The organism is Shimazuella sp. NTD247 (assembly GCF_059510415.1).
Map to the genome: position 1 here is coordinate 199,672 of NZ_JCAJZU010000001.1, position 15,627 is coordinate 215,298.

10 protein-coding genes are annotated in these 15,627 nt (G+C 37.5%); all 10 read left to right on the top strand.

Annotated elements, in window-relative coordinates; all coding sequences use genetic code 11:
• Positions 1–8 precede the first annotated feature (8 nt).
• Positions 9–1,439, top strand: coding sequence for a S8 family serine peptidase (locus tag AC5WOC_RS00935; RefSeq protein ID WP_496053533.1), 1,431 nt, complete (start codon positions 9–11; stop codon positions 1,437–1,439).
• A gap of 142 nt (positions 1,440–1,581) precedes the next feature.
• Positions 1,582–2,340 carry an alpha/beta hydrolase gene (locus AC5WOC_RS00940; protein ID WP_496053534.1) on the top strand — a complete coding sequence of 253 codons (759 nt, stop codon included), beginning with the start codon at positions 1,582–1,584 and terminating at the stop codon, positions 2,338–2,340.
• 77 nt (positions 2,341–2,417) lie between these two features.
• Positions 2,418–3,239 (top strand): histidinol-phosphatase HisJ, encoded by an 822-nt coding sequence (hisJ, locus tag AC5WOC_RS00945; RefSeq protein WP_496053535.1) that lies wholly within the window; start codon positions 2,418–2,420, stop codon positions 3,237–3,239.
• Positions 3,240–3,305: 66 nt separating this feature from the next.
• Complete coding sequence (locus AC5WOC_RS00950) at positions 3,306–3,971, top strand: class I SAM-dependent methyltransferase (RefSeq protein WP_496053536.1); 666 nt, start codon at positions 3,306–3,308, stop codon at positions 3,969–3,971.
• A gap of 56 nt (positions 3,972–4,027) precedes the next feature.
• On the top strand, positions 4,028–5,008 hold the full coding sequence (locus AC5WOC_RS00955; protein WP_496053537.1) for a S66 family peptidase: 981 nt from the start codon (positions 4,028–4,030) through the stop codon (positions 5,006–5,008).
• 688 nt (positions 5,009–5,696) lie between these two features.
• A complete protein-coding gene (locus tag AC5WOC_RS00960; RefSeq protein WP_496053538.1) occupies positions 5,697–7,301 on the top strand; it encodes a restriction endonuclease subunit S in 1,605 nt (534 codons plus the stop codon).
• 14 nt (positions 7,302–7,315) lie between these two features.
• A complete protein-coding gene (locus AC5WOC_RS00965) occupies positions 7,316–9,736 on the top strand; it encodes an N-6 DNA methylase (RefSeq protein ID WP_496053539.1) in 2,421 nt (806 codons plus the stop codon).
• A complete protein-coding gene (locus AC5WOC_RS00970) occupies positions 9,729–11,228 on the top strand; it encodes a type I restriction-modification system subunit M (protein ID WP_496053540.1) in 1,500 nt (499 codons plus the stop codon). Before AC5WOC_RS00965 ends, AC5WOC_RS00970 begins: the two co-directional genes overlap by 8 nt.
• On the top strand, positions 11,221–12,363 hold the full coding sequence (locus AC5WOC_RS00975) for a restriction endonuclease subunit S (RefSeq protein WP_496053541.1): 1,143 nt from the start codon (positions 11,221–11,223) through the stop codon (positions 12,361–12,363). Before AC5WOC_RS00970 ends, AC5WOC_RS00975 begins: the two co-directional genes overlap by 8 nt.
• A gap of 318 nt (positions 12,364–12,681) precedes the next feature.
• Positions 12,682–15,591, top strand: coding sequence for a type I restriction endonuclease subunit R (locus tag AC5WOC_RS00980; RefSeq protein WP_496053542.1), 2,910 nt, complete (start codon positions 12,682–12,684; stop codon positions 15,589–15,591).
• Positions 15,592–15,627: the final 36 nt, after the last annotated feature.

A 15,627-nucleotide genomic window follows, 5' to 3' on the forward strand; every position in this document is an offset into this window, starting at 1 on the left:
GATTCGTAATGAATATGAAACCAACTTGGAAACGTATAGGTCTATTGGAGCCGCCTGCGGATAACTCAGGTCAAGAAGTTTGTATGGTTATTCTCGATGACATCATTCCACATCACACCATTAGTCATTTAAAAGGTAGAGTAAAGAAGGTAAGAGTTCATAAAGATCTCACGGTTACTTGTAATGATATATTTCAAGAACCACTTGTTTCAGAAGTCGATGATTATTTAAACCATGGTTTAATGGTTCTGAATTTGCTGGCTCACAAACCTCTTGAAGATAGTCAAGCTAACGTCCACAAAGGATTATCACCATCTGCAAACTTTGTATTCCTGCCAACTTCTAATCCCGAACGTATAAAAGTGGGTTTAACATGGATCTTAAAGCAAAACTGGAATCTCAAAATTGTATTGAATTTGTTTGTACCTCAAGAATATGGATGGATGTCGCCTGCTTCTGAAGACCCATATGTCCAAGCATTACAGCCTGCTATTGATGCAGGGTTACTAGTTATTGCTGCTGGAGGGAACTCCAAAGTCCATAACAATTTGCATCCTAATCGATTTTTTGTGGTTAGTGGATATAATGACAAAGGATCAAATGATCCAAAAAACTATGAGCAACATCCATCTGCTGCCTGTGGTTTAAATGCTGAAGGTTATTGGAGACCAGATATTCTTTCCCCTTATACGTATTTACCATTGCCAAGCCTAACAGGAACTGGTTTTGATAACTTTGGAGGTACTTGCGGTAGTGCTACCTTAGTTGCAGGGCTATGTGCTTCTTTACTTTCAGCCATTCCAGATATTACATCGAATACCCTAAGGAACGTGTTGATAGAGACTGGATGTGATATAGATGGTTTTTCAGCACCTGTTCTTCATGCGGAAAAAGCGCGAAATGCCTTACAAAATGGTTACCGAAATAATACTTCACCATCATCAAATCCATTAGTTAAGGTTACAAATGGAAATTTATCTATCCTATCAAAAGATCCATTGGAAAGATCACTTGCTTTGACTATCCTATTAAAAAATGACCAAATGAAAAGAGAGGAGATATGGAAATACACAGATGATATATCTCCAATGGTAAAAAAAGTTGCTATACAAGGTTTGGGAGATCCAATAAGTGATTTAGAAAGAAACCAATATTGGAATAAAGTTTATAAAGAAAAGAGTGATTTTGGAGTAAAGGAGTCATGGTTGTATACATTACTTCGAACTTCATCTGCACAAGAGTTAGATAAATGGATGTCTCTTGTAGAATTTATAACGATTGATGGTTTGATTTGTATCCATTTATTTTTACAAAAGCACTATCCAGAAGCACCTGGAATGGTTATTTCACCTGATCCTAGTATGTTGGTTTCTACTTTCTCACCCGTTTTGGAGTGGTATCAATTTCACATAAAATCTCTAAGAAATGGACTGATTTAGTAATATATTTCTTTCAAATTCCCTAAAAAGGAAATGAAACCTGCTCCAATGATTCGAAATTAAATTTAAATTGAAATGTTTTATTTCATGGATACTACTGAATTAGTTATAACTCTAGAAACAAGAAAGGAGAAGTAAAAGCATGGAAAAAGTAACCTTTAAAAATTCCCGAAATCGAACATTGGTAGGTAACTTTTATCCATCATCTCCTGAAAACATTATTATCATGTGCCATGGTTTTACTTCAGATAAATCCTCTAGGGGAAGATTTGATAGGTTTGCATATGCTTTTTATCATTTAGGATACAGTGTTTTAGCTTTTGACTTTAGTGGCTGCGGGGAAAGTGATAATGAAAGATTAACCATGGCCACACGGGTCGATGATCTACATGCTGCTATTACCTTTGTAAAATCGAGAGGGTTTAGTCGGATTGCTCTTTATGGTCATAGCCTTGGCAGTAGGGTGTGCTTAGAATGTTACACGGATCAGATTGTCACGATAGTTTTGACAGGCGCATTAACAGGTCCAATGAAATACGATTGGAACAATATTTTAACAAAAGAAGAATTACAAGAACTAAAGGAAAAAGGCTACATCACAAAAAATCAAAAGCATAGAAAAGTTATCATTGATAAGCAAATGCTTTTGGATTTTGAGTTAGTAGATCAAAAGAAATTACTCACAAATGTAAAGTGTCCAGTGTTGATTATAAACGGAGATGCAGATGAGGAAGAAAGGGACTTATACCGATTAAGTCAACAAGGAATGAAATGGTTATCGAAAGACTCTAAGTTGGAATTGATTCAGGGTGCTACCCATGGCTTTACAGATCACTTATCTGTTATTGAAAAATTGGCAACAAAGTGGTTTTTAAAACATTTTCCGCTTTTAAAGAAATAATAATGGATCGTATTTTCAAAATAAATATGAAAGTAACTCTATTGGCTAGAAAAGATAAAATAATGGGAGGTATGAAGATGAAAGTAGACGGGCACACCCATACTCACTTTTGTCCGCATGGTTCTGGAGAAGAGACAGCAAAGTTTATTGAAAGAGCGATTGAATTAGGATTTGATCGATACGTTTTAACGGAACATGCTCCATTACCTCGTTCTTTCTGCGATGCTTTGCCATATGAGCAAGAATTGGTTCAATATTTTACTATGGAAGAAACAGAGCTTGACGACTATATAAAAGAAATGCATGCGTTAAAACAAAAATACAAAGATAAAATTGAGATACGAGTAGGGTTTGAAATCGATTATTTACCGGAATACATCGATTGGACGCGAAATCTACTTCGAGAATATCAGGGTTATATAGAAGAAACGGTCCTATCTGTACATTTTCTCAAAGGAGCAGGTGGATGGCGCTGTATAGATTATACTCCTGAGGAATTGGAAGAAAATATTGTTTTATACCATGGGGATTTTCAAACCGTACAGAAGGTTTACTATGAAACGATCAAAGAAGCTATCCTTCAGTTCCAACCTTCCCGAATAGGCCACCTCTCCCTATGTCAAAAATTTCAACACTATATCCAAGGTAGAACTTCAGTTACAGAAGAAGTAGTGAAGGAGATCCAAGAGATACTATTGTTGCTAAAACAGAAAGGTATAGCACTAGATTTCAATACGGCTGGATTCGATAAGAAATATTGCTCAGAACCCTATCCATCCGAATGGATCGTTAAGAAGGCTCAAAAGCTAGGAATTCCTTTTGTTTTTGGTTCCGATGCACATGCTGTAAAAGAAGTAGGACGGCATTATAACCGATATGAATCTATTTTTGGCTTTTAACTCTAAGCGGGAATATCACTATTACCATAAAACCTTATTCAATAATAGGAAGCAGGTGTTATGTGTATGTCCGAAAAACCAGAAGAGATGTCTAAGTTTTTCGACGATCGTGCATCAGGATATGATGAACATATGCATGGATTGTTTCAGGATTTTGATTCCTTTTATATGCAAATCTCGAAACCTATCAAAGTAACAGAGAAACCCGTAAAGGTATTAGATCTTGGATGTGGTACTGGGAATCAATTGAAAGGCATCTTTCAAAAACTCCCAAATGCTCAAGTAACAGCAATTGATCTTTCAGAAGAGATGTTAGGAAAACTAAGAGAGAAGTATCCATCCTATCTAAAGCAAATAGAGATAGTACAAGGTTCCTATTTAACTATTCCGTTTTCTGATTTTTCCTATGATTATGTGGTTTCCGTTTACTGTCTCCATCACTTCACAAAAGATGTAAAGCATACTTTATATAAAAAAATCAAAAAATCCCTCAAATCAGAAGGGATGTATATTGAGGGAGATTGTGTAGTTTCTGCTGACAAGGAAGCACAGCTTTTAGGAGACTATCAACAAATCATAGGAAAAGAAACGTCCAATGAATTGTATCACATCGACATTCCTTGTTCCTTGCAAACTCAGATTAATTTACTTCAAGATGCTGGATTTTCAAAAGTGGATGTAATTTATCATAACGAAGACGAAGAAGCAGCTATTATCGTTGCACAAGCATAAACAGAGATAGATTTTGTTTGCATTGCTCACAACAAAAAAGAAGGGTTGGCTCGATTGTGTTAATTCCTAAAAAAATTAAATCAGGAGATCATATCCGAGTTGTTTCTCCATCTAAAAGTTTTTCTATCTTATCGGAAGAAGCGGTGGACATTGCATTGCAAAAGTTAAGAAATCTAGGGTTTACCGTTTCGATATCACAACATGCATCTTTGATCGATGAATTTGATTCCTCTTCTATAAAAGCGAGGATTGAGGATATCCATGATGCTTTTGCAGATGAGAGAGTAGATGTCATAATAACGACGATTGGAGGGCAAAACTGCAATCAATTACTAACATATTTGGACTATAACATGATCAAACAAAATCCAAAGATACTCGTTGGATATTCAGACATTACAGCTCTTTCCAATGCAATTTATGCTAAAACTGGTCTCGTCACCTATTCTGGTCCAAATTTTTCTTCGTTTGGTATGAAAAAAGGTCTAGATTATACACTTGATTATTTTCGCAAATGTTTCATGATGGAAGATTCATTTATCGTAGAACCATCTACCAGTTGGAGTGATGATGCATGGTATTTGGATCAAAAAAATAGAAACTTTCATGAGAATAAAGGTTGGACTGTTATTCAAGAAGGAGAAACAGAAGGGATCAGTATAGGAGGAAATCTCTGCACATTAAACTTACTTCAAGGAACGGAGTATATGCCATCTTTAGAAAATAGCATCCTTTTTTTAGAAGATGACTATCTAAGCTTCCCTGCCAATTTTGATCGAAATCTGCAATCTCTTATCCATCAGCCTGATTTTGAAGGTGTAAAAGGTATCCTTATTGGCAGATTTCAACGAAAAAGTGGAGTAACAGATAAGCTCTTGCAAAAAATAATAGCTTCTAAGAAAGAGCTAAGGGGATTACCAATACTTGCAAATGTGGACTTTGGTCATACCAGCCCATTGTTTACTTTTCCAGTTGGTGGGAGAGTAAAAATGAAGGTGATGAAGGAAGGATCGAGTCTTGTCATCCAACAACACTAAATCACTCAGGAAATTATTGTCGAGGTGAGTAAAATCAAAGCAATTCAAGAATCTATTTTTTTAAACAATAGAAGTCAATGCTATCAATAGAAATAAAGTCTGCCCAACCGATTTTTCGGAGACGTAAAAATTTAAAATGGATCGTTACCTTATCCAATGGTGAAAAATTATTTGTAAAACAGTACGATCAACAACGATACAAGGGAAAGCTTTCATACGTCCAAAATGTTTTAGCGATCCAAAATAAGTTCAGCAACAAGGAATCGTTTGCCCGAAAACCTACACTTGGAATGGAGAATATTTTTTAACTACTCCAGAAGGAGTTTTGTTTTTCTTTCATGGAGGTGTGTAAAGGAAAGTTTGTGAAGCCTGTATGCTTCTGAACATGGGTTAAAACATAATGGTAAAGAATGGAGCTACCTATTAGTACCGCATTCGGATGTATAGAACCGCCCTTAACTCTTAGTAACTGGCTTCATCTGTTAAACAGGTGGGGCTAAATTTATTTTTTAATTTGATCGTATATTGCAAAAGATCAAAGAAAGATAACGATAGAGTCGATATTTTTGGTATCTTAATACCAAAAATAAATAGTGATTGATAAAAACGCTGCATGGTGATATACTTCTTTTATGATTATTAAGAATTTAATGTGCAAAGGGGTATGAAGATGCTTAGTGACAGGCGGTTGAAACATATTTGGAAACGTTATAATGCATTGAGAGGATATACTGTTCAGTCAGAGCTGCCTGTTGCATTGTTTTTATTGAAAAAGACAAAAGAGAAATTTGTATCAAATTCAAAGAAACCTACCGAGCTCAAAGTATATGAGGCGATGCTTTCGATAGCAGATAGTTATGGTATGAAAAATCCGTATCCGGATTCAAAGGCGTTTTATGGTACTTTTATGGCGATGGACGATGAAGAAATTGATTGGGAAGTGGCTCTTGCATCTGCAGATTCTAAAGAGATGTTCTATATACCAAAAGTGCTGATTGCTGAATTTGAAAAACACTTTAATCCAAACACAAATGTGGTATTGATTCCTGAAGCTGAAAAATTCGTACCTTATCTTACTGAATTAGTAAACCAGCACCCTGAATGCGAATTCTTCATAACTACCATGAATAGCGTGAGTAAGTTTCTTCTTGATGAAATGTTTAAGGATCATGTAAATGTAATTGTCGAACAGACAAGTATTTATGATTACGAATTTACAGCAAGGAAGTTTGATTTGATTTTGGCAGTTCCTGTATTTGGAGCGAGAGAACGCGCAGAAGATAATGGAGAATTCATTTGTAGGGAATATGAAATGATAGCTGTAGAAAACTTACTTTTACACTTGAATAGCTCAGGTATATTGGTAATTGTACTTCCTGCAAGAATAACTTTTGCCGCTGGTTCGGTTAAGGGCTTAAGAGATTTTATACAAGGCATGTATAAATTAAAAGAAATAGCTGAGCTACCGAATGGGATATTTGAATCAACTGCTATTAAGACCTATATGTTTACGATCACAACAGGCAGAACAGAAGATGTAATGATTAAAAGATATGATGCTGATACAAACAACATCAAAAAAAATGGAATCAATGAACTAATTCTCGTTGATGATACGTTTGTTATGTTGGAAGAGTTGATGGACATGGGTTATTGGAATGTCGATCATATTTTTGCGATGGTAGATGAGGATTGGCAGCGTTATCAGAACTTAAACATTAAGAAAGAAGAATTGGGTAATATTGCTGAAGTTTTTCGTGGAAAGGCGATCAATAAAAAAGATCCTAATGGGAGCATTGGAGTCGTAAATATATCGAACTTAAATGATTTTGACATTGATTATGATGGTCTTGATCACATCGAAGAGGAAGAACGTAAAGTAGCCAATTACCTACTTAAAAACGGTGATTTATTATTGCCAGCGCGAGGAACAGCGATCAGAATAGCAGTTTTTCAAGAGCAAAAGTATCCTTGCATCGCGTCATCAAACATTATTGTAATAAGACCGAATGAAAAATTATTATTAGGGACGTACTTAAAAGTTTTCTTGGATAGTTCGGTAGGGAACAAAGTCTTAACAGGAAAGCAACAAGGAACAGTCGTTATCAATATTAGTTATAAAGACTTGAAAACGCTAGAAATTCCGTTACTTAGGATTGAAGAACAAAAAGTGATTGCAGAAGAATATGAACAGGAACTTTCCAAATATGTTGAAAGTATTCGCCTTGCTGAGGAAAGATGGGATGAAGTGGTAGCGCGCCTTCAAAATGATATTTTGAAAACAGGGCAATAGGAGAGGAAATTGCAATGATTGGAGCAATTGTTGGCGATATTGTCGGTTCTAGATTTGAATGGGATAATAATCGCTCTAAAGATTTTGATTTTTTAACGTATAAATGTTTTTTCACCGATGATTCGATAATGTCATTAGCTATATGCGAAGCGTTAATGAGTTGCAAACAAGATTATAGTGACTTGAGCGAGCAAGCATCTAAATGGATGCAGGAGATTGGAAGACCCTATCCGAATTGCGGTTACGGAGGAAGATTCTATAAATGGATGTACAGTGATTCGCCCGAACCTTATAACAGTTTTGGAAACGGTGCAGCAATGAGAGTAAGTGGCTGTGGTTTTGTAGCAAATTCCATCGAAGAAGCTAAATTGCTCTCGCACAAGGTGACAGATGTAACGCATAACCATCCAGAGGGGATAAAAGGTGCTGAAGCTACTGCAGTTGCAATCTTTCTGGCTCGTAGCGGGAAAAATATTTTAGAAATTCGTGATTACATAGACAAGCACTACTATCCTATGAACTTTTCAGTCGACGGCATCCGGGATACTTATCAATTTAACGAGACTTGCCAAGAAACAGTTCCACAAGCACTTGTTTCATTCTTTGAATCTTCAAATTTTGAGGATGCAATCAGGATCGCTATATCTATTGGTGGAGATAGTGACACATTGGCAGCCATAACTGGTGGAATAGCAGAAGCTTATTATGGAGTGCCAACAAATATTAGAAAACATGCACTGACATTTCTTGATGAGCGACTCATGAAGATATTAGTGAAGTTCGAAAATCTATATCCGACAAAGTTGGAAAAGGTACAGTCCTCTGGGAGTGTTAGCTTTGAAGCAGAACCTAGCAGAGCAAAAATAAAAATTGGAGGTAGAGAAGAAATGATCGAATCCGCGATGGATGCTGCAGAAGAAGCACTACGAAACAGTAGCTCACAGCCGGAAGAAACAACAAGTCAAAAGCTATTCTCTCATCTTTTTGAGGCATGCAATATTTTACGAGGTCCAATTAATCAGGATGAGTATAAAAGCTATGTAACGCCAATTCTTTTTTTCAAACGGTTATCAGATGTTTATGATGAAGAAACACAAGCCGCATTGGAAGAGTCTGGTGGCGATGAAGAATTTGCTAGTTTTCCAGAAAATCATCGTTTTATTATTCCAGCTGGCTGTCACTGGCAGGATGTTCGTGGAGCGAGTGAAAATGTTGGAGTAGCAATTGTCAATGCTATGAACGGCATTGAACGTGCAAATCCGGATACACTTTACGGTGTATTTAGTAGCTTCGACGATGCAAACTGGACAGACAAGTCAAAGTTGTCGGATGAACGATTGAAAGACCTTGTAGAACATATGTCGAAAGTAAAGGTCGGAAATAGCAACTATTCTGCTGATGTTATGGGAGACAGCTATGAGTTCTTGATAAAAAAATTCGCGGACTTATCAAAGAAGAATGCTGGCGAATTTTACACCCCTCGCTCAATTGTAAAGCTTTTGGTTAGGCTATTGGCTCCTCAAGTTGGTGAGTCCGTATACGATCCCGCGGCGGGCACTGGTGGGATGCTGATTGAAGCTATCCAATATATGAAAGGTGACAAACTTACTTATGGGCGTATCTATGGTCAAGAGAAGAACCTCGCCACTTCTGCCATTGCCAGAATGAACCTGTTCCTTCATGGAGCGCATGATTTTAAGGTATCACAAGGTGACACGCTTCGATCACCAAATTACTTAGAAGGTAGCATGTTGAAAACCTTCGATTGTGTCATTGCGAACCCGCCATTTTCCTTAAAGAATTGGGGTGCTCAACAGTTTAGTTCGGATATATATGGTCGCAATTTATGGGGATGCCCTACGGACTCTAATGGAGACTTTGCTTGGTTGCAGCACATGGTAAAATCCATGAATCCAAATAATGGACGATGTGCAGTTGTACTTCCTCAAGGTGTATTGTTCCGTGGAGGTAAAGAAAGCGAGATTCGAAAAGAACTTGTTGAATCCGATAAGTTGGAATGCATTATTACATTAGTAGGTGGCGTATTCTATTCAACGGGTGTCTCGGCCTGTATCCTGCTTCTGAATAATAAAAAGCCGAATAAGCATAAAGGTCGTATATGCATGATTGATGCTTCAAGCATTTACACTCCTCAGCGTAAACAGAACATTATGACTGAAAATGACATTCGGAAGGTGTTTGATTACTACACTGATTACGAGGATGTAATTGAATACGTGAAGATCGTCAATATAGATGATATCCGCAGTAAAGATTACACACTGGCAATCAACAATTATATTGAAAAGAAAGAGCAAGAAACTGTACCACCCGCAGAGATTCGAAGAGAGTATTTTAAAGCTTTTGACAAGATGGTTGAAGCCGAAACAGAAATGATGAAACTACTCTTGGAAGGAGGATATGTCAATGAGTAATCGTATTACAATTGAAGAATTGCAGTCCTACCTTTGGAACTCTGCTGTTCTATTACGTACAAATATTGATGCTGGAGCCTATAAGCAGTATATATTTCCTCTGTTGTTCTTCAAGCGTATCAGCGATGTTTATGATGAGGAATGCGAAAAAATTCTTGAAGAATACGATGGAGACGAAGAAGCACTAGAGTGGGAAGAGAACCACCGTTTCATCGTGCCGGAAGGCGCTCACTGGCGTGATGTTCGAGGAGTATCTGAGAATGTCGGCGTTGCTATAGTGAATGCTTTCCGAAAAGTCGAAAATGCAAACTCTGACAAACTGCAAGGCGTCTTTGGCGATGGAACATGGACAAATAAAAATCGTCTCCCTGATCGTTTACTGAAAGAGTTAATTGAACATTTCAGCACTAAAACACTCTCTATCAAGAACTGTCCGGAAGATGAGCTTGGTCAGGGATATGAGTATCTGATAAAAAAATTTGCTGATGACAGCGGCCACACCGCGCAGGAATTCTATACAAACCGCACAGTGGTACACTTGATGACGGAAATGCTAAAACCTGAATCCAGCGAATCCATATATGATCCTACATGCGGCAGTGCTGGGATGTTGATTTCAGCAATCGCATACTTGAAGGATCAGAAAAAAGAGTGGCGTAACGTGGCGGTTTTTGGTCAAGAAATTAATGCTCTAACGTCCGCCATAGGGAAAATGAATCTCTTTCTCCATGGAGTGAAAGATTTTGATATCGTCAACGGTGATACATTGAAAGCACCTACATTTATTGAAAACGGCCAGTTAAGGCAGTTTGATTTAGTCCTTGCTAATCCACCTTACTCTATCAGCCAGTGGGATCGTGAAGCATTCGCTCGTGATAAATACGGTCGAAATTTCCTAGGCGTACCTCCACAAGGGCGTGCTGATTATGCTTTCTTGCAGCATATAATCAAGAGCCTTAATGAGGAAACAGGTCGGTGTGCAATTCTGTTCCCGCACGGCGTGTTATTTAGAAATGAAGAGAGTGTGATGCGCGAAAATCTCGTTCGCAATGATTTGCTTGATTGCATTATAGGGTTAGGCCCCAATCTGTTCTATAACTCTCCAATGGAAGCTTGTATCATTATTTGTCGTATGAATAAGCGCCCAGAGCGTCGCGGCCAAGTTCTATTTATCAATGCAGTCAAAGAAGTTGAACGAAAAAATGCGCAGAGTTTTTTGGAAGAAAAGCACATCCGAAAAATTGCTAAAGCTTATGACGATTATAAATCGGATAGCGATTTCGCTCGTATTGTAACAATTCAGGATTTGGAGGAAAACAACTTCTCTTTGAGCATCCCCCTATATGTTAAGCATCCGGGTAAGGATATTGAAGTAGATGAGCGATCTCTGCAAGAATGCTATGAAGATTGGAGAACCGCTTCAGAAATAATGAAATTACGCTATATGAAATTAAATGGAATGCTCGGGAAGGAGGTTGGAAGTGATGAGTAGAGTGCTCTTGGGTGATGTTGCTAAAGAACGTAGAGAAACCTGTAAGGGCAGCAAAGACGGATATCCGATTGTAGGCCTTGAACATTTGACACCAGAAGAAATTACATTGACGGAATGGGATGAAGGTAAAGAGAATACTTTTTCGAAATTGTTTCGTGAAGGAGACATTCTTTTTGGACGTCGTAGAGCTTACCTCAAGAAGGCTGCGCGTGCCTCTTTTGATGGAATATGTTCAGGAGATATCACTGTTATCGAGGCAATGCCTGAAAAGATACTTCCGGAATTGCTTCCATTCATAATTCAGAACGATCAATTGTTTGACTTTGCGGTTGGTAAGTCAGCTGGATCTCTTTCACCGCGTGTCAAATGGGAGAACCTTAAAAATTATGAATTTGAACTGCCAGATATGGACAAGCAACGTGAGTTGTCGAAGATCCTGTGGGCTATCGACACAACTAAAAAGACTTACCAAAAACTGCTGCAGAAGACAGACGAGTTGGTAAAATCTCAATTTATCGAGATGTTTGGTAAGCCTTTATTAAATGATAAAAATTGGCCGACGGCCACGATGGAGGAAGCATGTAGTTATGTAACTGATGGTTCTCACTATAGTCCACCTAAAGATAAATTAGGTGAAATTCCTATGCTTTCTGTTAAAGACATGACTGATCGAGGTTTCACATACAACGATTGTAAGCTTATTTCTTCTCACGAATATGAAAGGCTAGTTTCAAATGGTTGTAAACCTCTGAAAGGTGATGTTTTAGTTGCAAAAGATGGAAGTTATTTTAAGTACATTTTTGTTTTAGAGGAAGAGATAGAACAAGCTATACTTTCATCTATAGCAATTTTAAGACCAAACTTCAAATTGCTGATGTCACGTTTTTTATGTGAGTACTTGAAGTCATATGAGATTACGTCATTGGTTGAAAGGGAGTATATTTCAGGAACTGCGATCAAGAGGGTAATCTTGAAAGGATTGAAACGTATACCTGTATATTTACCTCCAAATGGATTGCAAAGACAATTTGTGGAGTTTGTTGAACAGAGCGATAAATCAAAAATTGAACTGGAACAAGCACTTAAGGAGCTGGATTCCACTTACAGGAAAATCATTTCCGAGAATCTCGGCTGACATGTAATTTATTGATTTCCTCCTGATTCATGTTATTGCAACATTAAGATCGGAACACTGAGTTCCGATTAACTTGGAATATTGGAAAAGGTGTTGAATAAACACTTAGCAATAGTTGTAGGCAGTGAACAAGCGACAACTGAAAAGTGAAAACAAGTTGCTGTCGGTGTTCATTGCTGCAATCTGAATGACCATAGAGTATAGCAAAAATTTCAGAACCAATGTCGTTGAACAACTCGTAGGAGACGTTTACTACGAATGCAATGATTTTTCGTGTAATCAATATCGAAATTGTTTTTAAGATCGGAGGGCCACTGGATGTTTAATGAAGACAATACTATTGAGCAAATGACACTGACAACGCTCAAAAGCAATGGCTGGAAGTTCATACCTGCCGAAGAACTACCACGAGATTACTCTGATGTAATGGTTGAGTCTATGGTTAAGGAGGCTCTCATCCGCCTTAATCCTGAAATTGCTGAAGAACCATCCCGCGCAGATGAAGTTATCTATAAACTGCGGACGTTAATATTGACGGTTCAGCCGCACAATCTAGTAACGCAGAATGAAATGTTCAAGAAGATGGTTTTTGAGGAGAACTCCTACCCGTTCGGCAAAGATGGCCGTATGATTCCTATTCGGTTCTTTGGAACAATGACTAAAGAAGACCTAAAGTTGAATGAATATATTGTCACTAACCAATGGGTATATCCACAAAAAGAAAATGGCAAAAGACTAGATATTGTTCTATTGATTAACGGATTTCCTGTGGCAATTGGTGAGTTAAAGACGCCGGTTCGTAATTCTATAACATGGTTGGATGCTGCTGGAGATATAGCTGCATATGAAAAAAGCATACCAGGCATGTTTGTAACTAACATATTCAATTTTGCTACAGAAGGAAAATGTTATAGATATGGTTCCGTTTGTATGCCAATCGGGATGTGGGGTCCTTGGCATACTTCGGATCATAAAAGTGAAGGAAGTCTTGCGGATGTGAAAATCAGTGTTGAAGATATGATTACACCTGAAAAGGTAATGGATATATTTCAGTTTTTCACTGTATTTGCAACTGATAAAAAATACCGCAAGTATAAAGTAATATGCCGTTACCAGCAATATGAAGGTGCAAATCTAATTGTTGAACGTGTTAAGGCGGGGTATCCAAAGCAAGGATTAATTTGGCATTTTCAGGGTTCTGGAAAGTCATTGTTAATGGTTTTTGCAGCACAGAAACTTAGAATGATTCCAGAACTGAATAACCCAACGATTGTAATTGTTGATGATAGAATTGATTTAGAAACTCAGATAACAGCAACATTTAATGCATCAGATATTCCTAATTTAGTGAATCTTGGTTCGAAAGATGATTTAGAATCATTCTTTTTAGGAGATCAGAGAAAGATAGCAATAACAACAATCTTCAAATTCGGTGATGTTAATAAAGAACTAAACCCCAGAGATAATATTATTCTTATGGTTGATGAGGCCCATAGAACTCAGGAAGGTGATTTGGGCAGTAAGATGAGACTTGCTCTTCCTAATGCGTTTTTCTTCGGTTTAACAGGGACACCTATTAATCGTATTGATAAGAATACCTTTAATACATTTGGGGCACTTGAAGATAAGAGTGGATATATGAGTAAATATTCATTTGCAGATTCTATTCGTGACAATGCGACTCTACCATTGAATTTTGAGCCGGTACCGGTAGCTCTTCATGTTGACAGAGAAAAGCTTGATGCTGCATTTGAGTCATTGACAGAGCATTTATCTAAAGAAGATAAAGCAGAGTTATCTCGTAGAGTTAATATGAAAGCAATCATGTATGATCGTAAACGTATTAAAAAAGTTTGTGAACATATAACAAAACACTTCAAAGAAAAAATCGAACCTAATGGATATAAAGGACAAGTTGTATGCTATGACAGAAAGTGCTGTCTTATGTATAAAGAAGAACTTGATAAATTGCTGGGACCTGATGCAACTACAATCGTTATGGACACCAACAATGACAAGGAAGATAAATATAAAGCGTTCAGACGTGATAAGGACGCAGAAGGTAAGGTTCTAGATAGATTCAGAGAGCCTAATGATCCGCTGAAACTAGTAATAGTTACGTCTAAGCTACTTACTGGTTTTGATGCACCAATATTGCAAGCTATGTATCTCGATAAGCCAATGAAAGATCATAATTTGCTGCAGGCCATCTGCCGTACGAACAGAACCTATGATGAAGGAAAGACTCACGGTTTGATTGTTGACTATATCGGTATTTTTGATAACGTGGCAACGGCTTTGGACTTCGATGAATCAAGCATGAAAAAGGTTATTTCGAATATTGTAGAGGTCAAAAAGAAGATTCCTGCATTAATACGTAAGTGTTTGAGCTATTTTATGGGAGTAGATCGTACCATAGACGGATGGGAAGGCTTGATTGCAGCACAAGAATGTTTGCCAAATAATAAAGTCAAAGACGAATTCGGAGCTGATTACAAAGTATTAAATAGAGCCTGGGATGCGATTTCTCCAGATCCGTTTCTAAATACAATGAAATATGATTTTCAATGGCTTACAAAAGTATTCGAATCGGTGAAACCTACCGATGGAAGAGGCGGCCTAATATGGGCTACTCTCGGAGCAAAAACATTAGATCTGGTTCATGAGAATTTGCATATTGGTGAAGTAAGAGATGATTTGGAAATTCTTACGTTAGATGCTGATTTAATTGATGGGTTCATTGAAAAGCAAAAAGACTTAAGAAAAACAACGATAAAAGTTGAAATTGACTTGGTTGCAAAAATTAGAAAGCACAGTAACGATGTCAAATTTGTCAAGTTAGGTGAAAAACTTGAGAATCTCCGTGAAAAACATGAACAAGGGTTAATAACCAGTATCGAATTTTTGAAACTGCTTTTAGAACTTGCACGAGAAGCTGCAGAAGCAGAGAAAGAAGTAGTGCCTGAGGAAGAAGTGGACAAAGGTAGAGCGGCATTGACAGAACTTTTTGATGGTGTGAGGGATTCTAAGACTCCAATTATTGTCGAGCGGATTGTTGCTGATATAGATGATATTGTTAAAATTGTGCGATTCGAAGGTTGGCAGAGTACTACTGCTGGAAAGCAGGAGGTCAAGAAAGCACTTAGGAGTGTGGTCTGGATTAAGTACAAAATAAAAGATAAAGAGGTTTTTGATAAGGCCTATAAATATATTGAGCAGTATTACTAGGGAGTGTCTGAAAGTCGATTATTGAGTCAATCTAAA

What these genes read in the sequence shown, in the direction of transcription:
- AC5WOC_RS00935 (WP_496053533.1), top strand. Translation starts at nt 9, where the DNA reads ATGAATATGAAACCAACTTGGAAACGTATAGGTCTATTGGAGCCGCCT.
- AC5WOC_RS00940 (WP_496053534.1), top strand. Translation starts at nt 1,582, where the DNA reads ATGGAAAAAGTAACCTTTAAAAATTCCCGAAATCGAACATTGGTAGGT.
- hisJ (WP_496053535.1), top strand. Translation starts at nt 2,418, where the DNA reads ATGAAAGTAGACGGGCACACCCATACTCACTTTTGTCCGCATGGTTCT.
- AC5WOC_RS00950 (WP_496053536.1), top strand. Translation starts at nt 3,306, where the DNA reads ATGTCCGAAAAACCAGAAGAGATGTCTAAGTTTTTCGACGATCGTGCA.
- AC5WOC_RS00965 (WP_496053539.1), top strand. Translation starts at nt 7,316, where the DNA reads ATGATTGGAGCAATTGTTGGCGATATTGTCGGTTCTAGATTTGAATGG.
- AC5WOC_RS00970 (WP_496053540.1), top strand. Translation starts at nt 9,729, where the DNA reads ATGAGTAATCGTATTACAATTGAAGAATTGCAGTCCTACCTTTGGAAC.
- AC5WOC_RS00975 (WP_496053541.1), top strand. Translation starts at nt 11,221, where the DNA reads ATGAGTAGAGTGCTCTTGGGTGATGTTGCTAAAGAACGTAGAGAAACC.
- AC5WOC_RS00980 (WP_496053542.1), top strand. Translation starts at nt 12,682, where the DNA reads ATGTTTAATGAAGACAATACTATTGAGCAAATGACACTGACAACGCTC.